The organism is Pseudotabrizicola formosa (assembly GCF_002900965.1).
Lineage (GTDB): Bacteria > Pseudomonadota > Alphaproteobacteria > Rhodobacterales > Rhodobacteraceae > Pseudotabrizicola > Pseudotabrizicola formosa.
On sequence record NZ_PJOM01000002.1, the window covers coordinates 1,277,682 to 1,299,174 of the forward strand.

21 protein-coding genes and 1 tRNA gene are annotated in these 21,493 nt (G+C 61.6%); 9 read left to right on the forward strand and 13 right to left on the reverse strand.

Features of this window, described 5'->3' with window-relative positions; genetic code table 11:
• Positions 1 to 15: 15 nt before the first annotated feature.
• Both CXR43_RS10065 and CXR43_RS10070 read left to right on the forward strand, forming a co-directional pair.
• Positions 16 to 933: an MBL fold metallo-hydrolase gene (locus tag CXR43_RS10065; protein ID WP_246831332.1), complete on the forward strand. Its 918-nt coding sequence runs from the start codon at positions 16 to 18 to the stop codon at positions 931 to 933.
• A gap of 59 nt (positions 934 to 992) precedes the next feature.
• Positions 993 to 1,067: transfer RNA gene (locus CXR43_RS10070), tRNA-Asn, on the forward strand.
• Between the two features lie 450 nt (positions 1,068 to 1,517).
• On the opposite strand, the gene CXR43_RS10075 is transcribed toward CXR43_RS10070, so the two are convergent.
• From CXR43_RS10075 to CXR43_RS10130, 12 genes are all read right to left on the reverse strand, one after another.
• A complete protein-coding gene (locus tag CXR43_RS10075; protein ID WP_103333808.1) occupies positions 1,518 to 2,288 on the reverse strand; it encodes an SDR family oxidoreductase in 771 nt (256 codons plus the stop codon).
• Positions 2,288 to 3,211: a dihydrodipicolinate synthase family protein gene (locus tag CXR43_RS10080; RefSeq protein WP_103333809.1), complete on the reverse strand. Its 924-nt coding sequence runs from the start codon at positions 3,209 to 3,211 to the stop codon at positions 2,288 to 2,290. The genes CXR43_RS10075 and CXR43_RS10080 overlap by 1 nt, the downstream gene beginning before the upstream one ends.
• On the reverse strand, positions 3,208 to 3,879 hold the full coding sequence (locus CXR43_RS10085; protein ID WP_103333810.1) for an aspartate/glutamate racemase family protein: 672 nt from the start codon (positions 3,877 to 3,879) through the stop codon (positions 3,208 to 3,210). Before CXR43_RS10085 ends, CXR43_RS10080 begins: the two co-directional genes overlap by 4 nt.
• Positions 3,876 to 5,321 (reverse strand): amidohydrolase family protein, encoded by a 1,446-nt coding sequence (locus CXR43_RS10090; protein ID WP_103333811.1) that lies wholly within the window; start codon positions 5,319 to 5,321, stop codon positions 3,876 to 3,878. Before CXR43_RS10090 ends, CXR43_RS10085 begins: the two co-directional genes overlap by 4 nt.
• A gap of 2 nt (positions 5,322 to 5,323) precedes the next feature.
• Positions 5,324 to 6,754 (reverse strand): ABC transporter substrate-binding protein, encoded by a 1,431-nt coding sequence (locus CXR43_RS10095; protein ID WP_103333812.1) that lies wholly within the window; start codon positions 6,752 to 6,754, stop codon positions 5,324 to 5,326.
• Positions 6,751 to 7,782 carry an ABC transporter ATP-binding protein gene (locus CXR43_RS10100; RefSeq protein WP_103333813.1) on the reverse strand — a complete coding sequence of 344 codons (1,032 nt, stop codon included), beginning with the start codon at positions 7,780 to 7,782 and terminating at the stop codon, positions 6,751 to 6,753. The genes CXR43_RS10095 and CXR43_RS10100 overlap by 4 nt, the downstream gene beginning before the upstream one ends.
• Positions 7,779 to 8,774, reverse strand: coding sequence for an ABC transporter ATP-binding protein (locus CXR43_RS10105; protein WP_103333814.1), 996 nt, complete (start codon positions 8,772 to 8,774; stop codon positions 7,779 to 7,781). Before CXR43_RS10105 ends, CXR43_RS10100 begins: the two co-directional genes overlap by 4 nt.
• Positions 8,771 to 9,643: an ABC transporter permease gene (locus CXR43_RS10110; protein WP_103333815.1), complete on the reverse strand. Its 873-nt coding sequence runs from the start codon at positions 9,641 to 9,643 to the stop codon at positions 8,771 to 8,773. Before CXR43_RS10110 ends, CXR43_RS10105 begins: the two co-directional genes overlap by 4 nt.
• A 7-nt stretch (positions 9,644 to 9,650) precedes the next feature.
• Positions 9,651 to 10,673: an ABC transporter permease gene (locus CXR43_RS10115; protein WP_354001011.1), complete on the reverse strand. Its 1,023-nt coding sequence runs from the start codon at positions 10,671 to 10,673 to the stop codon at positions 9,651 to 9,653.
• A gap of 30 nt (positions 10,674 to 10,703) precedes the next feature.
• Positions 10,704 to 12,263 carry an ABC transporter substrate-binding protein gene (locus tag CXR43_RS10120; RefSeq protein ID WP_103333816.1) on the reverse strand — a complete coding sequence of 520 codons (1,560 nt, stop codon included), beginning with the start codon at positions 12,261 to 12,263 and terminating at the stop codon, positions 10,704 to 10,706.
• Positions 12,264 to 12,348: 85 nt separating this feature from the next.
• Entirely contained in the window at positions 12,349 to 12,750 is a 402-nt protein-coding gene (locus tag CXR43_RS10125; protein ID WP_103333817.1) for a VOC family protein, read from the reverse strand.
• A gap of 102 nt (positions 12,751 to 12,852) precedes the next feature.
• Positions 12,853 to 13,500 carry a GntR family transcriptional regulator gene (locus CXR43_RS10130; RefSeq protein ID WP_103334182.1) on the reverse strand — a complete coding sequence of 216 codons (648 nt, stop codon included), beginning with the start codon at positions 13,498 to 13,500 and terminating at the stop codon, positions 12,853 to 12,855.
• 110 nt (positions 13,501 to 13,610) lie between these two features.
• Between CXR43_RS10130 and hydA the strand changes: the two genes are divergently transcribed.
• Entirely contained in the window at positions 13,611 to 14,999 is a 1,389-nt protein-coding gene (gene hydA, locus CXR43_RS10135; RefSeq protein WP_246831334.1) for a dihydropyrimidinase, read from the forward strand.
• Positions 15,000 to 15,203: 204 nt separating this feature from the next.
• Positions 15,204 to 15,878, forward strand: a complete 675-nt coding sequence (locus CXR43_RS10140; RefSeq protein ID WP_103333818.1) for a type 1 glutamine amidotransferase domain-containing protein — start codon at positions 15,204 to 15,206, stop codon at positions 15,876 to 15,878.
• A gap of 162 nt (positions 15,879 to 16,040) precedes the next feature.
• Here the strand turns inward: CXR43_RS10140 and CXR43_RS10145 are convergent, their stop codons facing one another.
• Entirely contained in the window at positions 16,041 to 17,027 is a 987-nt protein-coding gene (locus CXR43_RS10145) for a LysR family transcriptional regulator (RefSeq protein WP_168219797.1), read from the reverse strand.
• A 266-nt stretch (positions 17,028 to 17,293) separates the two neighbouring features.
• Here CXR43_RS10145 and CXR43_RS10155 point away from each other — a divergent pair, with 266 nt between their 5' ends.
• The 5 genes from CXR43_RS10155 (at position 17,294) to CXR43_RS17905 (ending at position 21,441) form a co-directional block, all read left to right on the forward strand.
• A complete protein-coding gene (locus CXR43_RS10155; protein WP_103333821.1) occupies positions 17,294 to 18,280 on the forward strand; it encodes a substrate-binding domain-containing protein in 987 nt (328 codons plus the stop codon).
• A 67-nt stretch (positions 18,281 to 18,347) separates the two neighbouring features.
• Entirely contained in the window at positions 18,348 to 19,319 is a 972-nt protein-coding gene (locus tag CXR43_RS10160; protein ID WP_210402076.1) for a Bug family tripartite tricarboxylate transporter substrate binding protein, read from the forward strand.
• A gap of 25 nt (positions 19,320 to 19,344) precedes the next feature.
• Positions 19,345 to 19,794, forward strand: coding sequence for a tripartite tricarboxylate transporter TctB family protein (locus tag CXR43_RS10165; RefSeq protein ID WP_103333822.1), 450 nt, complete (start codon positions 19,345 to 19,347; stop codon positions 19,792 to 19,794).
• A gap of 28 nt (positions 19,795 to 19,822) precedes the next feature.
• Positions 19,823 to 21,298, forward strand: a complete 1,476-nt coding sequence (locus CXR43_RS10170; protein WP_103333823.1) for a tripartite tricarboxylate transporter permease — start codon at positions 19,823 to 19,825, stop codon at positions 21,296 to 21,298.
• Positions 21,295 to 21,441, forward strand: a complete 147-nt coding sequence (locus tag CXR43_RS17905) for a hypothetical protein (protein ID WP_168219798.1) — start codon at positions 21,295 to 21,297, stop codon at positions 21,439 to 21,441. The genes CXR43_RS10170 and CXR43_RS17905 overlap by 4 nt, the downstream gene beginning before the upstream one ends.
• Positions 21,442 to 21,493: the final 52 nt, after the last annotated feature.

Genomic DNA, 21,493 nt, shown 5'->3' on the forward strand with positions numbered 1-21,493 from the left:
CGGGCAAACGGGCAAATGAAAGCGGGCAACACGGTGCAGGCAGGTGTGGTGGACTGGATCACAGACGATATCCGGCGCATTCTGGCCCCGAACCCCTCGCCAATGACCGGGCCGGGCACCAACACCTATATCCTTGGGCGCGGCACCGATGTGATCGTGGTTGATCCCGGCCCGGAAGATCCGTCGCATATCGCTGTGATCCTGGCCGCGCTGGCCCCGGCAGAGCGGGTCACGGCCATTGTGGTCACGCATGCGCACAAGGACCATTCTGCTGCGGCCCGTCCTCTTGCGGCCCTGGCCTCTGCTCCGGTGCTTGCCTTTGGCGATGCCGCATCGGGGCGCAGCCCGGTCATGGCGAGGCTGGTGGCAGGCGGGCTTGCGGGTGGCGGTGAAGGGGCGCATCACGCCTTCCGTCCCGACCGGTGCGTGGCGGATGGCGCGGTATTGCCCTGCGCCGGAAAGGGCCTGCGCATCCTGCACACGCCGGGTCATATGGGCGGACATATCTGTGTCGCTTTTGGCGATGTGCTGCTGTCGGGCGATCACGCCATGGGCTGGGCCTCCAGCCTGATCTCGCCACCCGATGGGGATATGGGGGCTTATATGGCCTCACTCTACCGCCTGATGGAGGAGCGATGGCGTCTGATGTTGCCCGGCCATGGCGATCCGGTCTGCGACGTGGCGGGGCGACTGCAGGCGCTTGCAGACCATCGCCGCGCCCGCGAAGCCGAGGTGCTGGCCGCGCTGCGCACCAGGCCCGCAAACGCGGCGACGCTTGCCCGCAGCATATATCACGGGACACCGGCCGCATTGCTGCCCGCCGCCCAAAGGAACGTTCTGGCCCATCTTATTGATCTCGAACACAGAAACCTTCTGGCATGCACCGACCTGCCCGGCCCCGACACAATCTTCACACCAACTGATGCTGGATGACGATTTTTCCCCAATGCCCCTTTACGCCCCCAAAACCACTTGCTATACGGCCCACGTGTTCCGGCGTAGCTCAGCGGTAGAGCAGTTGACTGTTAATCAATTGGTCGTAGGTTCGATCCCTACCGCCGGAGCCATTTTCCCAAAGAAGATGGAAATATATCAAGGTTTTGAGTGACTTGCGGTCCCTCTCGGTGCACATTCGAGCACATGCGAGGCACACATTGGGCTCACCTTGACGCACATTGAACGGACCAAATCGGGCGGCGGTCAGTATCGCCGGAGAGTGCCCAAGGATATGTCCGCAATCATCACCAAGCGCGCGTTCAAGCGTATGCTGGGCTAGTCTGAGCAAGAGGCGCTTGCCGCCTATCCACGGCAGGCGCTGTCCTGCATTGGCATCAGATACGCGGTCTTCCCGTTGCAGCGAGAGGCAGCAACGGGGATAAGTCTGGCCTTTCCTCTGCCTCGGGCGACGCACTGTGCTGCGCCCAAGGCCCTTCTGCACATTACACAGGACGCCACCCTCTCGGATTCGCGCAGGGCCGTGCTAGACCGTGACCTGTGTCGATGGCATAGACAACGCTTCAGATTGCCTTGATCGCGCCGCCGTCGATCCGGATGCGGGACCCCGTGACATATCCCGCGCGGTCTGACGCCAGAAAGGTCACGACATCGGCAAATTCCTCGGGCTTGCCGTAGCGTCCCGCCGGGATCGTCGCACGGGATTTCACCGCAACCTCTGCAACATCGGTCTGTGTCCGCTTGGCGGCGGCGGCATCCAGCTCGTCCACCCGTTCTGTATGGATGCGGCCGGGCAGGACCACGTTCACGGTAATGCCATCAGCGGCCACTTCGTTGGCAAGGGTCTTGGACCAGCCCACCACCGCCGAGCGCACCCCGTTTGACAAGGCAAGATTGGGGATCGGCTGTTCGACACCCGATGAGGTGATCGAGATCACCCGCCCCCATTTGCGGTCCTGCATCGGCGGCAGCAAGCGGGCGGTCAGATGAAAGAGATTGGCCGCCATGGCCTCGAAATGCAAGATCCATGCCCCGCGCTCTGCGCCTTGCGCGGTTCCGGGCGGCGGGCCGCCGCTGTTGTTGATGATGATGTCGACACCCCCCTCGGCCAACAGCCTGTCCGCGACCGCATCGACGGTGCTGAGATCCGACAGATCAAGTTTCACCGGGTGGACCGAAGCCAGCCCAGCCGACCAGGCCTCAATTTTCTCGACACTGCGGGCGGCGGCGAAAACCGTAGCCCCTTCAGAGGCCAGCGATTGCGCAATCGCCTTGCCAAGGCCCCGGCTGGCGCCCAGCACCAGCGCGCGTTTTCCGGCGAGTCCCAGATCCATCAGTTCAGCTCCTTCAGTCGTGCGTCCTGCCGTGCGATCAAGGCATCGACCTCTTGCCGGCTTTGCGCCGAAAGCGCAGCCCCGGGTTTGCGCAGGCTGTCATGCGCGATCACACCGCGCTTGGCCAGAACGTATTTGCGGATCGCCAGCCCCAGACCCGGCTGCTGTTCAAAGCGGGCCAGCGGCAGATAGGCGTCAAACAGATCGCGCGCGGCGTCCATCTGGCCCGCGTCAAACAGCCTGACAACCCCGGTCATCATTTCGGGATAGGCAAATCCGGTCATCGCGCCATCGGCCCCGCGTGCCATTTCTTCGGGCAGGAACAACCCGCCATTGCCACACAAAATGGAGATGCGGCGGTTCAACACACCATCGCGGCGCAGGGTGGTGATCTTTTCCAGACCCGGCCAATCCTCGTGCTTGAGGCAGACACAGGTCTCATGCTCATTCACGATGCGCGCGATCACTCCTGCCGACATCTGCACGTTCGTGACCAAGGGAAAATCCTGCAAGACGAACGGAACGTCGCCGATCAGCTCTGCCACCTGTCGGAAATAGGTCAGGATCTGATCATCGGTGCGCAGGCTGGAAGGGGGGGCCACCATCACGGCAGCGGCCCCCAGATCCATCACCATCGTGGTCAGGGTCTTGATTTGCGCAAAGCCGGGGGCGGAGACGCCCACCACCACGGGCACGCGCCCCGCCACACGCGCCAGAATGCGCGCAACCACGTCGCGCGACTCCTCAACCGTCAACTTGGGGGCCTCGCCCATCATCCCCAGAACGGTCAGCCCTGTTGCGCCAGCCTCAAGGTAGAAATCAACCATGGAATCGCAGCTTTCCATATCGATGCGGCCATCAGGGTGAAACGGTGTGACGGCAATCACGAAAACGCCGCGCGCAGTGATGGTAAGCTGGGTCATGTTCTGTCCTTCAGTGTCTTTTGCAATGCGACGCGCCCGATCGCCATGGCGACGGCGGCCTGACAGGGTTCCACCACGGGAATGCCAAGATGCTCTTCCAGATCGGTGCGAAAGGCCGTCATTCCCGCACAGCCCAGAATGACCACATCCGCCATGGCAGTGTCACGCAGGCGGGTGCCAACCGATGTCAACCGCTCGAAGGTGCGCGCCTTGTCTTGCAGGTCAAGCACCCCAAGCTCCAGCGGCAGATCGGCCGCCAGCCGGTCCATCACCCCCATGGCACCGATATAGCGCATATGGCGCGGAATGCTGCGTGACAGGATCGACAGGATGCCGAAGCGCTGCCCCATCATCATCGCCGTCAGGATCGAGGCTTCGGCAATGCCCAACACAGGCCGCGCCGATTGCTCGCGCAGGGCGGCAAGGCCCGGATCGGAATAGCACGCGACGACAAAGGCGCTTGCCTCGGCCTCCAGCGCCGCACAATGGGCCAGCAAGGGGCCGACCACCCCGTCGACATGGGCCTGGGTTTCAATGCCCGGCGGTCCTTCGGCCAGGGTGCGCGCCTCGATGTGCACGTGGCTGATGGCCCGCATCGGATTGACGGCTTGGGTAATGCCATCTGTCACATGCTGGCTGCTGTTGGGATTGATCACATAGATCGTCATCGCTGATGCCCCTTTTCGCCCCAGAAGTCTGCGGGCAATTCCAGATCTGCCGCCGCCCCGATCCGCGCGATCATCTGCGCGGCCTGTGATGCAGCATCGTTCAACACGTCCGCCGCGTCGACCTGCGTGGCCCGGCCGTCCCGCAAAACCATCCGGCCCCCAACCATGACCGAAGACACGTCATTGCCATTGGCAAAGCACACCAGCCGGTGCAGCGGCATGTTTGGCGGGTAGAGATGGGGCTTGCGCAGGTCCACCATGACCAGATCAGCGGCCTTGCCCGTCTCGATCGATCCGATCCGGTCGGCCAGGCCAAGCGCCTGCGCAGCGCCAATGGTGCACATCTCCAGCACCTTGCCGATGGGCAGCACCGAGGCATCACGAAAGAAGGTGCGGTGATAATGCATCGCCTGCTGCATGTGGCGGAACATGTCGCCCGAGCGGTCTGGTGCCGTTGCATCCGACCCCAATGCCACGCAGGCCCCTGCCGCCATCAGTTCGGTGGCGGGGCAGCGCCCCATGATCGATGCAATGGCCGAGGGGTTGTGCGCCACCTTGGTGCCGGTTCGTGCTACAAGGGCAATCTCGTCATCATGCAGGTCAATGCAATGCGACAGCAAGGCATCCGGCCCCAGCAACCCCAGCTTTTCGGCGCGCCGCACCGATCCGCGCCAGTGCCCGTCCTGGGTAAAGACCAGACCGCGGTCGCGGGCGAACGCCCTGATGCGCTGAACCTGATCACAGGCGGCGGCATAGTCTTGGGCTGTCATGTCCCGCTCATGCTCATCACGCAGCACCGGGTAGAGCATCGCAATCTGGATGCGCCCGTCATGGGTGTCGTGCCAGGCATCGACGATCTCGCTGCAGGTCTGGAACTGGCGGTCAAAGCCGACGTCGTACCTTTGCCGCGTGCCATCCGACCACTCGGCATAGCTGCGCGGATGGGGCGGGCGGGTGGGACCGACCGCGACCATGCTGCGGGTGCCGACCTCGACCACGGCGCGGCAATGCGCGGCGGCATGGGCGGGATCATCGGTCCGCATGATGGTATCGCCACCGCCCAGCAGCGAAACCCCCGTTGTCACGCCGAACCGCAGCCGCTCCAGCGCGGCAAGCCGCGCCTCGGCATACCAGAACGCAGGGGGCGAGGCCTGGGTGTAGACTTCGCCGCAGATGTCTTCCCAGCGCGCGCCGCCGTGCATTCCCATGGATTTCACCAGACCGTGGCCCGCATGGGCGTGCACGTCGATCAGGCCGGGGATGATGATATGGCCGCTGGCGTCAATCGTCTCGGTCGCCTCGACCGACCCGCGCAAGGCCTGCGCGGTGTCGATGGCGATGATCTTACCATCCAGAACCGCAACCGCACCATCTGCAATCACACGGCGGGCCGGGTCCATCGTGACCACAACACCGCCTGTTACCAGAGTATCTGCGCGCATCCTCAACCCTCTCTCAGTTCGGGCAACCGCGCCACGTCGATTACCCCGTCTGCGGGCATTGCAAAGTCCGGGTTGCTGCCCGCCAATCCGATGACCCGCAGCGGGTTGTACAGCGTCAGCCAGGCCGGATCATCCTGCAGCAGCGCATAAGCCGCGCGCCAGATGTCGGCGCGGGCGGCGCGGTCGGGGGTGACGCGGCCCTTGTCGATCAAGGCCTCTATCTGCGGATTGGCATAGCCCTGCCACCACGCCCCCGCGATCCGCGAGTCGATCTTTTCATAAAGGACCCGGTAGGTGCTCATCGGGCTTGAATCGAAGACGCATAAATCGCGGATCTCTTTGCGGCGCACCATATGGGCATAGTCTTCGCGCTCGGTGTGAACGTGCACGCGCAGGGTGATGCCAATCTCGGCCAGCTGATCGCCAAGCGCGGCGGTCAGGCGTTCGGCCTCATCAGGCAGACGAGTCGGGCAGTCGACCTCCAGCGTCAGGCCATTGCCATAGCCCGCATCGGCCAGCAGGGCGCGGGCAGTGTCGCGGTCCAGCCCCGCGCCGTCACCCTGCCCTGCCCCGTAATGGACCGGGCTGACGAAACCGTGCAAAGGCTGGGCGGCACCGGACATGACCGTTTCCACCAGCGCGTCACGATCCACACAGAGCGTCAAAGCCTTGCGCACCCGCGCATCGGCCAACGGACCCCGGGCCGCGTTGAGCAGATAGATGATCGCCACCGGCGACAAATAGACGTGCCGCATGGCACCAAGTCGTTGTGATTGCACAAAGTCCAGCCCGTTTGCCACCTGAACCGTGCCGTTTTCCAGCAAGGCCAACCGCTCCGCCGGGTCTGGCACGGCCAGCCATGTGATTCCCGGATTGGCGGGCGTCCCGGCGAAATGCCCATCCCGGCGCTCTGCCGTGATCTGCCCGGGCAGAGTCTGGGTGATGCGATAGGTGCCAGACCCGATCTGGCACCCATGATCCCCCGCATCCAAGGCCGCAAAGGCTGAGGGGGCGACGATGAAGGCCTGCTCCAGCACGTCCAGCAGATCGGCCATCGGGGCCTGCAATGTCACCACGAGGGTAACCGCATCCGCCACCTTCAGCCCGGCATTGCCCAGATACTGCCGCCATACCGCAGGAGCCCCCAAAGTATAGCCCTTGTCTTCGCGGGCCATGCGCGCCAGCGACGCGGCAACCGCAGATGCATCACAAGGCGTTCCGTCATGAAAGGTGACGTTGGGGCGCAGGTGGAAGGTCCATTGCACCGCGTCGTCCGACACTTGCCAGTCTCGCGCCAGATGCGGCACATAGTCCTGCCCGACCCGGCGCACCAGCGTGTCATAGACCGCGTGATACATCGTCAGCGTGTCGCTGGCATCGGTACAATCATGCGGGTCCTGCAGCCCGACCCTGGCTTGAGCAATGCGTGTCATGGTCTGTCCCTGTCCGGTTCTTCCACAAGATGGCAGGCCACCTTTTGCCCCCCACCAACATCGGCCAGCCGAGGCCGTTCTTGCGCGCAGCGCTCCCATGCAAAGGGACAGCGGGTGCGGAAACAGCAGCCCGATGGCAGGGTCAGCGCTGAGGGCACCTCGCCGTTCAGCGTGATCTCATCAACATCGCGCCGTTCCTTGATGCTGGGCGCCGCTGACAGCAAAGCCCGGGTATAGGGGTGGCGCGGATGGGAGAACAGCACATCACGCGGCGCAGTTTCGACCAGAAACCCAAGATACATCACCCCGATCGTATCTGCGATGTGGTGAACCACCGACAGATCATGGCTGATGAACAGATAGGCCAGCCCGAATTCGTCGCGCAGATCCATCATCAGGTTCAGGATCTGTGCCTGAATCGAGACATCAAGCGCCGACACCGGCTCATCCGCGATGATCAGCCCCGGCATCACCGACAGCGCCCGTGCGATGCCGATCCGCTGCCGCTGCCCGCCCGAAAACTGGTGCGGATAGCGCCCGCCGTGTTCCACGCTCAGCCCGACCTTGGCCAGAAGTGCTTCAATCCGGGCCGGAACAGCCTTGCGCTCTTCGGCCGTCCGGGTCTGCTGCAGCAAGGGTTCGGCAACAATATCCCTGACCCGCTGCCGCGGGTTGAGCGAGGCATAGGGGTCTTGAAAGATCATCTGCATCCGCGCCCGCACCGGCAGCATCTTGGCAAAGCCGTAGCTGGCAATATCCTCGCCATCGATGCGGATCTCGCCCTGCGTGGGCTGATGGATGCGGGCAATCGTCTTGGCGACGGTCGATTTGCCACAGCCACTTTCCCCGACCAGCGCCATGATCTCTCCGCGCCGGATCGAGAAACTGATGCCGTTCACCGCATGAACAACGGGTTTGTCGATCCTGACGCCGGAGCCGCTGATCTTCAGCCGATCCAGCAGCCCCCCGCCGATGTCAAAATGCATTTTGAGGTCGCGGACCTCGAGTATGGGCAGGGCATCGCTCACGCAAGATCTCCCGGCTGCAAGGGGTAATGGCAGGCCGCCCATTGCGAGGCGTTCTGTGGGCGCAACTGTGGCTCTTCCACTGCACAAAGCGCCTGCGCGCGCGGGCAGCGGTCGCGGAAATTGCAGCCTTTCGGCAGGTTACGGATATCGGGCACCGTTCCCGGGATCTGCTTCAGCCGCGGGTGGCGATTTGCCGGATCGGGAATGCTGTCGATCAGGCCGCGGGTATAGGGGTGCGCCGGGGTTTCGATCAGGTCGCGTGTGCGACCGCGTTCGACCACATTGCCACAATACAGCACCGTGATGTGATCAGCCATTTCCGACACAACGGCCAGATCATGGGTGATCAGGATCATCGAGGCCCCGCGCGCCGCGATCTGCTGGCGCATCAGCTTGAGGATCTGGCTCTGGATGGTCACGTCCAGCGCTGTGGTCGGCTCGTCCGCGATGATCAGACGCGGTTTTGCCAGCATGGCAATGGCGATCACGACCCGCTGCCGCATCCCGCCGGAAAACTGGTGAGGATAGGCCCCCAACCGGTCTGCCGCCCGGCTGATGCCGACGCTTTCCAACATCTCGACACAGGCCTTGCGGCGCGCTGCCGCATCCAGATCGGAATGCAGCCGCAACACTTCATCCATCTGCTGGCCCACCGTGTGCAGCGGGTTCAGCGATGTCATCGGGTCTTGAAACACCATCGAAATCTCGCGGCCCCGGATCTGGCGCAAGCGGTCTTCGCCGGCGGTCACCAGATCCTCGCCGTTCAGCAGGATCTGGCCGCCCATGATCTGACCGGGGCTGTCGATCAGCCCAAGGATCGAAAAGCCGACCACGGATTTTCCGCCGCCGCTTTCCCCGACCAGCCCCATGATCTCGCCCTCGCCGATGTCGAAACTGACACCGTTGACGGCTTTGACCGTGCCGGAAAACGTATGGAAATAGGTGCGCAGATCCCGCACCGCCAATAGGGCATGTTGGGTCTGCACCGTCATTTCAGCCTCGGATTCAATTCGTCGCGCAAGAAGTCACCAAAGAGGTTGATGCCGAAGACCAGCGTCATGATGGCAAGACCGGGGAACACTGATGTCCACCACAACCCGCTGAACAGCACGTCAAACCCGTTCTTGATCAAGAGCCCCAGCGACGGCTGGGTGATCGGCACTCCCACCCCCAGAAAGCTGAGCGATGCCTCGATCAGCACGAAGGTTCCGACCTGAATGGTGGCGATCACGATAAGGGGTGTCATCACATTGGGCAGCACATGCTTGCGGATGATCTTGGAGTTGGGCAGCCCGGCCACCTTGGCCGCCTGCACATATTCCTTCTTGATCTCGGACAGGGTCGCCCCACGCACCGTGCGGGCATAGACCACCCAGCCGACGGCGGTCAGTGCGATCAGCACCTTGTCCACGCCCGTTCCCACGGCCGACATCAGAAACAACGCAATCAGGATTGACGGAAACGACAGCTGGATATCGGCGATCCGCATGATGACGGAATCGACAATCCCGCCATAAAACCCTGCGATCAGCCCCAGCACCGTGCCGATCACGCAGGAGGCGATCATCGCCACCAGCCCGATGAACACCGAAATCCGCGCGCCATACAGGATCGATGCCCAGACATCGCGCCCCTGCCCGTCGGTGCCCAGCAAGAACCGCGGATCGCCGCCTTCCAGCCAGACCGGCGGTTTGTAACTGTCCATCAGGTTCAGTGCGGCAATGTCATAGGGGTTCTGATCCACCAGAAACGGCCCCGCCGTCACCGCGAAAGCAAAGGCCAGCATCAGCGCGCTGCCCACGACGGCAGAGGTGCTGCGCCGGTAGTTGTGGAAGAATTCAGTCTGGACGAAGCTGGTCATGCGCCCCTCATTTCAATGTGATGCGAGGGTCAATCAGCGTGTAGACCAGATCGACCAGAAAGTTGATGACAACAAAGATCAGGGCCACAAGCATCAGATAGACCACGATCACCGGGCGGTCGGCGCGGTAGATCGAGTCGATCAACAGCTTGCCCATCCCCGGCCATGAGAAAATCGTCTCGGTGATGGTCGCAAAGGCAATCAGATCCCCCAGCTGCAGGCCAAAGATGGTGACAACCGGGATCAGCGCGTTTTTCAGGCCGTGCTTGTACAGCACATCCTGACGGGTTGCTCCCTTGGCGCGGGCGAATTTCATGTAATCCTGCCGCGCCACCTCCATCATTCCGGCACGCGTCATCCGCAACAGAATGGCCATGGTCGCCAGGGAAAGGGTCACCGCAGGCAGAATGATGTGATGCCAGCCGTTCCAGGTGACAAGGCTGGTCCGCACCCCGAACACCTCGCCGGTCTCACCGCGCCCGGAAGAGGGAAATATGCCCAGATGCACCGCAAAGAAGTAGATCAGCACCATGCCGACCCAGAAGCCCGGCAAGGATATGCCCAAGAGTGACCCGGCCATGATGATGCGGCTGAGCCTGCCGTTCGGATTTGCCCCCGCATAGACCCCAAGCGGGATCGCCACCACGACGGCCAGAACCATCGCCACCAGAACCATTTCAACCGTGGCGGGCATCCGTTCCAGGATCAGCGCCAGGGCCGGCTGGCGGAACACATAGGACTGACCGAAATCGCCCTGCACCAGACTGCTGATGAAAATCCAGTATTGCACCGGCAAGGATTGATCGAGGCCCAGAATACGCCGTGCCTGCTGAATCTGGTCATCGGTTGCGTCGATGGGCACGATCATGAACACCGGATCGCCGGTAAAGCTCATCATCAGGAACACGACCAGAGACACGATCCAGAGCACCAAGAGCATCTGGATCAGTCTTTTGATAAGATATCCAAGCATATCAGAATACTGACTTTTCTTGTCTGCGGGGTCAGGAAAGGCCCCGGCCTTCCCCATGGGCAAGGCCGGGGCCGTGGACGATCGGGATTATTCAACGTCCATTTCAAAGGCAGACAGGAACTTGTCTGCGCGCGGGGTCAGGGTGACACCGTCCCGCACACCATAGATATCCTGTTCATAATGCAGCGGGATCATCGGAATGTCCGCCATCAGCAGCTTGGTCGCTTCTTGCAGGATTGCATCCCGCTCGGTCACATCGGGGGTGGAATCCGCCTGATCGACCAGATCATCAAGCGCCGGGTTCGAGTAAGATCCACGGTTCACCTGACCATAGCCTTCCTTCTTGTCACGGCTGTAGAACAGGGCCTGATACATTGACCCGGCATCGCCCGATGGCACATCCCAGCCGCTCATGATGAAGCTGGAATTTTCGGAGGGCACACGGATGTAGCCCCAGAAATTCGACTTCGGCATGATGTTCAGATTGAGCGTGACATTGATCTGCGCCAGCATTGACGCCAAGGCCTGTGCAATCTGCGCGTCGTTCACATAGCGGTTGTTGGTCGCGTCCAGGGTCATGGTGAAGCCGTCAGGATACCCCGCCTCGGCCAGCAGTGCCTTGGCCTTTTCGATATCGAGCGGATACATCTGGCGGAAATCCATGCCCTCGACAAATCCCAGATGCGAGTCCGGCACATATTGCGCGCTTGGCGTGGCCAGACCGTTCATGACGATCTTGTTGATCGCATCCACATCAATGGCCCGCGCAATGGCTTCGCGCACCCGTTGGTCGGTCATCGGGTTGGGGCCGTCGATGGTGGGCGATGTTTCGCGCGTATCCATGCCCAGGACCACGTTCAGCAGGCTTGGCCGCGTCACCACCTCGAAACCGGCCTCGTTGCGGACCCGGTCAACGTCGCGGACCGCCAGATCCTGCACCACATCCACTTCACCGGTCAGCAAGGCCGCCGTGCGTGTGGCCGGGTTGGTGATGGGCCGGAAGGTCACGGTTTCGATCTTTGGCGCGCCGCCCCAGTAGTCGGCAAAGGCCGACAGAACCAGCCGCTCCTCCTTGATCCATTCCTGCAGCTTGTAAGGCCCCGTCCCCATCGGCTTCAGGTCCATGTCCTGATCGCCGGTGGCGGTGGTGTATTCCTCGTCCAGGATCAGCAATTCGGCCAGATCGTTTGGCAAGACCGCATAGGGTTGCGGGGTCTTGATTTCCACCGTCAGATCGTCGATCGCCGTGGCCGATGCGATGCTTGCCACCAGATCGGGCCGGATGGATGCCCGCGCCTTTTCCACCGAAAACACCACATCTGCGGCGGTGAAGGCATTGCCGTTGTGGAAGGTGACACCTTCGCGCAGCTTGAACCGCCAGGTGGTGTCATCCACCCGCTCCCAGCTTTCTGCCAGACCGGGGCCGAATTCCAGATCGGCGCTGCGGGACACAAGCGGATCATACAGATGGTAATACATGATGTTGGAGGACAGCTCTTCCCCGGCAAGCGGGTAAAGATGGCTGGGGTCCGCGGTCAGGCCGATGGTCAGCGATTTCGTCTGGGCGAAAGACGCGCCGGCCGCAACGACCACAATCGCTGCGCCAAGCGTGTAACACCGCCAAGCTGTTTGAGACAGGATCTTCATAGACACTCCATTGTTGGTCGCGCATCGCGAGGTAAGGAGGAGACGGTTTGCCGCCTCTCGTGATTATTGTTGAAGGCAAAGAGGATCAGTGGCCGGGCTTGGCCGTCTGCACTTCGATCTGATAGCCTTCGGGATCGTTCATCACGAAGGCGCGGATACCAAGTTCGGCGCTATCACGCGGTGCAGTCAGGCCATCGACGCCACAGTGAGCGGCCCATGCATGCCAGGCGTCAACATCGGGCACGCGCAGACAGAGCTGGCAGGTCTTGGCCGCTGCCCAGTTCTGCATGCCGCGGGTTTCATCGACCAGACCGATATGGGCCTGACCGTCGATCCGGTAGATTTTCGACCATCCCTGATCAATCGCCAGCGTCAGGCCCAGCACATCCTCGTAAAAGGCCATCGCGGTCTTCAGGTCGCGGTAATATTGAAAGGTGATGGCAAGCACGATCCCGTCTGCGGGTCGTTGTGGTGCTGGCAAGGTCATCTGTCCACCCGGTGCTGGTTCATGTATCCCGACTGTATACACGAAGAACACCGAGTCAACAAAGCTGTGCCCCCTCTGCGGTCAGAGGCCCTGTGAATTTCGTCAGAACGGGTGATAAATGTGCGAAATGATCGACTCGCGCACTTTCTTGAGATGAAGTCGCATCGCCTCGGCTGCACCTTCGGCGTTGCCGCCCATAATCGCATCGATAATGGCGATGTGTTCATGACAGCCGGGCTCGAATCGTTCCGGAATGGAGCCTTGGTCATACATCCGCGTCTTGATCTTCAAGCCTTCGATCAGTTCCCCCAGCAGACGCGACCCCGCCAATTCGGCAATCTTCAGATGCAGCTCTTTATCCAGCGCGTAATGATCGCCCGGGCTGGGCCGTGGACCGGCCAGAAATGCGCTGACCCTTGCCCGCATTTCCACCAAATCATCCGTGTTTTTTCCCGAAACGGCGGCTTTTCGGGCCGCCTCGCATTCCAATAGACTGCGGACATGAAGGATTTCCATGATGTCTTGCAACGACACCCGGTTTACGGCGGGGGCACCGCCGGACGTGCGGGTTGCAAGCCCTTCGCTGATCAGCTGGCTGATCGCTTCGCGCACCGGCGTGCGGGACACGCCAAGCTGGTCCGCAAAATGGTTTTCGCGCAGCGGTGATCCGGGCGACAAAGTCCCATCCAGGATCATCGCCTTCATCCGCTCATAGGCCGAACTGCCCAAAGTTTTCGCTGTTTCGGCCATCGCATTCCCCCTGATCATCCCGATACCGCCGTGTTGCTTGCACCTAGCATATAAATGCGACACAATTTAGTATACACTTGGTATATCAGCATGCAACGCAGCGGCGGTCGATGATGGAAAAGCAGCTCTATGACACAATCATCCGGGGGGGCACTGTCGTGCACTCCCAAGGCACCGGCCCTGCGGATATCGGCATCCTTGACGGCAAGATCAGGGCGGTCGCAGACCGGATCGATGTCAGGGCAGAGTCCGAAATCGACGCAACCGGCCTTCTGGTCTTGCCGGGCGGTGTAGACACCCACTGCCATATCGAACAGGTCTCAGGCGCGGGTCTGCTGAATGCAGACACCTTCGAGACGGCAACCCGCTCGGCTGCGATGGGCGGCACAACGACCGTCGTATCCTTTGCCGCGCAACACCCCGGCCACAAGATGGCGACGGTGGTCAAAGACTATGCCGCGCTTGCGCGCAAGGGTGCGCTGATCGACCATGCGTTTCACATGATCGTCTCGGACACGTCCAATGGCAATCTGGAGCATGACATTCCCGCGCTGATCGCCGAAGGGCATCGCTCGATCAAGATCTTCACCACCTATGACAAGGTCCGGCAGGATGACAAATCCATCCTCGACATTCTGAGCGTTGCAAAAGACCACGGGGCGCTTGTCTGTTTCCACGCCGAAAATGACGGCTTGATCCGCCATATGACCGAGAAACTGATTGCCGAGGGCAAGACAGCCGCCAGGTATCACGCCGCCTCGCACCCGCGCGCGGCCGAGATCGAAGCGATTGACCGGATGTGCCGCTTTGCGGAATTCACCGGCGCGCGGATCATGATCTTTCACGTCTCGACCCGTGAAGGCGTTGCCATCATTCGCGATGCGATTGCCCGAGGGGTGCCAGTGCAGGCAGAAACCTGCCCCCATTACCTGTTCATGACCAGCGATATCCTGAACCAGCCCAGAGCAGAGCGCTTTCTTTGCTCCCCACCGCAGCGGACCGCCGATGACCAGGCCGCACTCTGGGACGGGCTCAGCGACGAGACGATCACCCTTGTCACATCGGATCACGCCCCGTACCGCATGGACGAGACCGGAAAATTTGCCAATGGCAGGGAGGCACCCTTCAACCGCATCGCCAATGGCATGCCGGGTCTTGAAACGCGTATGCCGCTGATGTTTGACGCGATGGTGACAAAAGGGCGGATGTCGCTGGAGCATTTTGTCTTTGTCACCGCCACTGCCCCTGCGCGGGCTTTCGGGCTTCGCCACAAGGGTCAGATCGCGCCGGGCTTTGATGCAGACCTGGCGCTTTGGGACAAAGACCTTTCCTACACCTACAAGGCCAACGATCTGAGCGACAATGTGGGTTACAACCCTTTTGAGGGCACAACGGTCACTGGCCTGCCGGTCACGGTCTTGTCGCGCGGCAAATGTGTGATCCGTCGCCGTGTCCTTGAGGGCACGCCCGGCCAGGGCCGCTGGCTGCCGATGGAATAGCGGCGGACCGGGCGGCGCGCACCTGACACTTGCGCAGGTTGCCGCGTGGCTCTGGTCAGCTGTGGGTCTTGATCGCGAGGAAATGCGCGACAGGTTGGAACGCGCACCGTCGGCACGCGTTGGTCTGCGCAAGGGCGAGGCCTTCGGCACACCTGTCGTCACGCGCGCCGTCTTAATCACAGCATTCTGAAAGGCTGCTTTTCGATGAAAATCCTTATGGTTCTGACCTCACATGACACGCTCGGCGACACGGGCAAGAAGACCGGCTTTTGGCTCGAGGAATTCGCTGCCCCCTATTATGTTTTCAAGGATGCAAAGGCGGAGGTGACACTGGCCTCGCCCAAGGGCGGCCAGCCGCCGCTGGACCCCACCAGCGACGCGGAAGATGCACAGACCGATGCCACGAAACGCTTCAAGGGCGACAAGGCAGCGCAGGCCGATCTGGCGGATACTGTCGTGCTGTCGACGGTTTCGGCGCATGACTTTGATGCGGTCTTCTATCCCGGCGGTCACGGCCCGCTTTGGGATCTCGCCGAGGATGCCGACAGTATCAAGCTGATCGAAGCCTTCGCCGCAGCCAACCGCCCCGTCGCCGCAGTCTGCCATGCGCCAGCGGTGTTCAAGAATACCAAAGATGCCGAGGGCAAGCCGCTGGTATCGGGCAAGACCGTGACCGGGTTCACCAATACCGAAGAAGACGCCGCCGGCCTGACCGATGTGGTGCCGTTCCTGGTGGAAGACATGCTGAAAGCCAACGGTGGCCTGTATGAGAAAGGTGCAGACTGGGCATCTTACGTCGTCACCGACGGCAAGCTGGTCACCGGCCAAAACCCCGCATCATCGGAAGAAGCGGCACGAAAACTGCTGGATCTGCTTTAATCCGAAAGCGCTCGCACCTCGATCACTGCCCCCCTCAGCATCTGCTCGCGGGGGGCAGGTTTTGGGGAGCGGTCTACCGGCTCCGCTGCCCGCATGACCGCGCGGGAATGTTGATCTTCACCCATTCGAGATGCATGCCGACCGCGGTGGCGCATTCCTAGATCATTCTGCCGCAGCGCGGGATTTGAGAGTCACCCGACCACCTTCGGACGGCCGGCCCGCGCCATTGCCCCGATCAGGTGGCATGGCACTGGGTGACGCCAGTTGAAACTCGGCCACCAGCGCCGTCAGAAACCGCTCTGCTGCCGGACCGAGGGTGCGTGATTTTCGCCGACACAGACACATCCGGGTCGAGGAATCATCAAGACCGGAAATCGCGATCGGTATCAGGTCCCCGTCGCGGTCCTCTTCCCAGACCGCCACTTCCGGCATTACCGCTATTCCGATGCCAGACCGGGCATAGGCTTTCAGAGCGGGAATGGAATTTGCCGTCATGTGCGGCTGACCATCCCGGTGCTGATTTGGGACGATCGAGTTGAAGGCGACGCGACTGGTATAGCTTGGCGGCATGGCCGCAAACGGCAGCGCGACAAGTTCCGCAATATTAATGCTGCTGGCACCGGCCAAAGGATGGCTCTCGCCGACGACGGCGACGATCCGGTTGGGTCGTTCCGCCACTATTTCGATATCCGGGTGGTCGGGCGCAGTAACCACCAAGGCGAAATCCGCCAGATCATGCACCAAGGCGCGTTCGGCTTGGCGCCCCGCCGCGATGTGCAGTTGGGTGCGCATAAGAGGATAGGATTTGGCCATGCGGATCAGGCAGGGCATCAAAAACCGCTCGACCAGCGATTGCGAGACGTGAATGCGCACCGTCCCGTGCCCCTCGGATTCGACCTCGTCAATGTCGGCGGCCAGCCGGTCCATGCGATGCAGCATCTGGCGCGCCGCTTCGACAACCAGATGCCCTGTCGGTGTCAGCCGCATCCCGCGCGAATGGCGGTCGAACAGCACGACACCCAGTTCACTTTCCAGCAAGGCGATCTTTCGGCTCAGACTGGATGGGGTCAGGTTGACGATCTGAGAGGCTGCCAGCGACGATCCGTGTTCTGCAACCAGAACAACGTAGCGGAGGACTTCCAGCGGCATACGGGGCAAAACCCCCGTGATCTTTGATCGTCCCACGTCACGTGCCTCCCGAGGATGTCCTTTGATGTGCACGATCTGCATAGCAGCTGTCAATATTCACCAGTTGTCCGGCCCCTCAAGCTGCGCAAGATTAAGGCTCCACGGCTGCAGAGGGTCAGCCAAGTGTTCCAGTTCAGGTTGAGGCTTATCGCGATGCGCATCGGGTCATCATTCAGCAAGACATTGCGGGCGCAGACGGCGGCCCGTCCGACCAAGGGGAGGGTTTAATGACCCGCCTGACCCTTGCCTCATGGGACCACGACCGGGCGATGCCGGTTCTGACCGGCGAGGTTCCCGTCGCGGGCTTCGAGGTAGACCCGCATATCCTGCCAACCAGCAAGCTGTTTCCTATCGCCGTTCGGGAAGCACGGTTCGATGTCACGGAAATTTCGCTGTCGAGCTATGTGCTGCAAACCTCACGCGGAGAATGTGCCTATACCGCGATCCCCGTGTTTCTGGCCCGCTCTTTCCGACACAACGGTTTTTTTGCCCGCACCGGCAGTGGTATCGCGACCCTGGCCGATCTGAAGGGGCGGGTCGTCGGTGTGCCCGAATACCAGATGACTGCGGCGCTGTGGATGCGGGGCATCCTTAAGGATGATCACGGTCTCAACGCATCTGATATCATCTGGCGAACGGGAGCCCTTGATCAGGGCGTGCGCCACGAACGGTTGGAGCTTGACGCACCGCCATCGCTGTCCATCACCCCCATTCAGGATGGCCAGACCCTTCAAGGCCTTTTGCTGGACGGCAAGATAGATGCCCTGCTGGCGCCGAACCCACCCCGGGCGTTTCTGGACGGCAACCCCGCAATCACCCGCATCATCCCGGACTTTGCATCGGCCGAGCAAGAATATCACCGCCGGACCGGGTTCTTCCCGATCATGCATTTGCTGGCCGTGCGCAAATCGCTGGTTGCGGCGCATCCAGATCTGCCACGGGCGCTTTTCAACGCCTTCAGCAAAGCGCGCGACATGGCTTTGACACGGCTGCAGGATATCTGGCTGGGGTCTGCCAACCGTCTGAGCCTGCCGTGGTTCAACGCGGCGATGGAACGCACATTGGGAACGATGGGCAAGAATTACTGGCCCTACGGCTATCAAGCCGCTTTGCCAGAGCTGGAGACAGTCTGCCGCTATTCTGTAGAGCAACATCTGGCACACAGGAGGCTGAGCCCCGCGGAACTGTTTCACGAGTCGGTTCACGATACATGAATTCCCATGCTCCGAGAGGAGCGGACGGAGGAAGAAGATCAACTGCAGTCTTTGGGAGGAGATGGCTATGAGCAAGACACTGACACTTACCGTTGCAATGGCGTTGGCCCTGTCTGTTGGCACGGGCGTCGCGCAGGAAATGCGCGCACCTGTCGGGCCGATTGAATTCACCGTCGGCGCAGGCGCGGGCGGATCGCCGGACGTCATCATGCGCACGGTGGCCCAGATCATGAATGAAGAAGGCATCGTGGAGAACCCGATCGTGGTTCAGAACCGCAGCGGTGCTGGCCATTCAAACGCCTACAATCATGTTCTGGGGATACCGGGCGATGAAAACACCCTTCTGACCCTGGCATCCCCGGTGTTCACGACGCCGATTGTGCAGGGGACGCCTTCGGTGATCGACCAGATCACGCCGATTGCGGGATTTATCCAGTCGGAGCTGATGCTGTTGACGACGCCTGGCAGCGACTGGGCCGGACTGCAGGACATGGTTGCTTTTGCCAAGGAAAATCCGGGCCGCGTGCGCGTGGCCGGTGGGGCATCGGGCGGCAATGATCATGTGGCGACCGGTCTGATCGAAACGGCCGCCGGCATCACGCTCACCTATATTCCGCACGAAAGCGGTGGTGCGGCCCGGGCAACCTTCCTTGGCGGCAATGTGGAACTGCATTTTGCCACATTGTCGGAAGGCATGGAACAGATCGGCGCGGGAACGGCAAAGCCGCTCGGTATTCTGTCGGCAGAGCGCCGGAGCGAGCCGGGCGTCGCCGACATTCCGACCGCAACCGAACAGGGGGTGGATGTGGTCTATACCCAGTTCTGGGGCGTGGGCGGACCCGCCGATCTGGACCCTGCGGTGGCAGCCTGGTGGGCTGACAAATTCCGTCAGGCCACCGAAACCCAGCGCTGGAAAGACGGTTTGGCCGCAAACCTGCAGCTTGGCAACTTCTACGCGCTCGACGAAGCCGGAAGCTATTTTGCGGCGGAACAGGACACGTTCCGCTCAGTCCTGACACAGATCGGACTGGCAAAATAGGCCGGGTGCAGGCGGGGAAAGGCCCATGACAAAGTTCCTTATGGCGGCACCTGCCATTTTCATGATCACCCTCGCGCTTGGTGTGATCCTGGGAACCCAGGGGTTGCGGTTCTGGGATGGAATGACGCCTGGGGCGCGGTTCCTTCCCGGATGGCTGGCAGGGGCTGCAATCGTTCTGTCTGCCACGCTGCTGCTCACGCAGTGGCGTGGCACCGACGCAGGAGCGCCAGACCTGCCCGACGCGCCGGGGGCGCGTCGGGTGGGGGCCACCCTGATCGCGCTCATCATCCTTGGATTGATGATACCGGTGCTTGGGATGGTCCCTGCGGTTGCAATCTTCATTCTGTTCCAGCTGCTGATCGTTCAGCGGGCCGCCGCTCTGCCGTCGCTGGTGACCGCCGGGATCATCTCGGTCGGGATAGAGATGATCTTTGCGCGCTGGCTCGGCGTGCCTTTGCCCGCGCCGTTCTTCTGATGCCGATTCATCCAAGGGAAGCCAACTGATGATAGACGCCTTGATGCAAGGGTTCGCCGTTGCCTTCTTGCCCGAAAACCTGCTGTTCATCTTCCTCGGTGTCTTGATGGGGCAAGTTGTGGGGGCGTTGCCGGGTCTCGGCCCGGCGGCCGGAATGGCGCTTTTGCTCCCGCTGACCTTTGGTCTGGAACCAGCAACGGCGATCATGATGTTGGCCGGGATCATGTATGGCGGCCAATATGGCGGCACTCTTACGTCGGTTCTGATCAATGTCCCCGGCGAAGCCTCCGGCGTGATGACGGCGATGGATGGCCATGCCATGGCGCGCCAGGGCCGGGCCGGCGCGGCATTGTCGATTGCCGCCATCGGTTCCTTTATCGCGGGTGTCGGAGCCGTCATTGCGGTTGCGATCATCACGCCGCCGCTCGCCAGCGTCGGGCTCAGGTTCAACGCGCCTGAATACTTTTTGCTGGCCTTGCTTGGGATCATCGCGGTGGGAAGTCTGGGTGGCACCCCGATCAGGTCGTTGCTGGCCGGGGTGCTGGGACTGATGGTGGCCTTGGTGGGGGTTGACCCCCTGACTGGAACGCCGCGCCTGAACTTTGGCATACCGGCATTGTACCAGGGGATCGACTTCATACCCGTTGCAATCGGTGTATTCGGAATCGCCGAGGTGCTGTCTTCGCTGGAGCGCACCGAGAAGCTGGAGCCCATCCGGACCCGGCTCAAGGATATGTGGTTGACCGCAGAGGACTGGACAACCTGCCGGTTTTCCATCCTGCGCGGCGGCGTCATCGGCTTGTTTGTTGGCATCATGCCGGGTGCGGGTGCCTCTGTCGCATCCTTGCTGTCCTATCTTGCCGAACGCAAGTTTTCGAAACAGCCGGAAAAGTTCGGATCCGGGGCCATTGACGGTGTGGCGGCCGCCGAAGCGGCAAACAACTCGGCAGCGCACGGCGCGTTGATCCCGATGCTGTCGCTTGGGATTCCGGGCAATGCCAGCTCTGCCGTGCTGCTGGCTGCGCTCATCCTGCATGGGATCAAACCCGGACCGATGCTGATGACACAGGAAAGCACTCTGGTCTGGGCGCTGATCGCGTCGATGGTGCTGGGCAATGTGTTTCTTCTGATCATGAACCTGCCCATGGCTCCTGTCTTCGCGGCCTTGTTGCGCATTCCCTATGTCTATCTCGCCCCCGGGATTCTGGTGATCTCTCTGGTCGGGGCCTATGCTGCAACCCTGACGATGGCGACCGTCTGGATGTGCATCTTCTTTGGTCTGTTGGGGTGGGTGATGATGAAACTGGACATCCCCCGGGCACCGCTGGTTCTGGCCCTGGTCCTGGCCCCCCTGATGGAAACCTCGCTGCGGCAGGCATTGCTGCTGTCCTTCGGAAGTCCGATGATCTTTGTCGAGCGCCCGATATCTGCCGTTCTCGTCTTGGCGGTTCTGTTCGCCTTGATCGCGCCCATAGCCCGGCTGTTCCTGCGCCCACGGCGATGAAACCTTCAGCGGGGCGCGACGGCGTGCCCCGCGAGCCTGTGCTTTTGTGTGGCGGATTTGCGGTCATGAGTGTTGCAGCAGCGCTTTGGTCCACCGCGTTTGGCCTGTATGGCACGGTGATCGGCGTGTCGCAAAGCCCGTGACGGCACGACAGGCCAACCTCCCCTGCGCCTGGTGTGACGCAGGGGTGTGGCC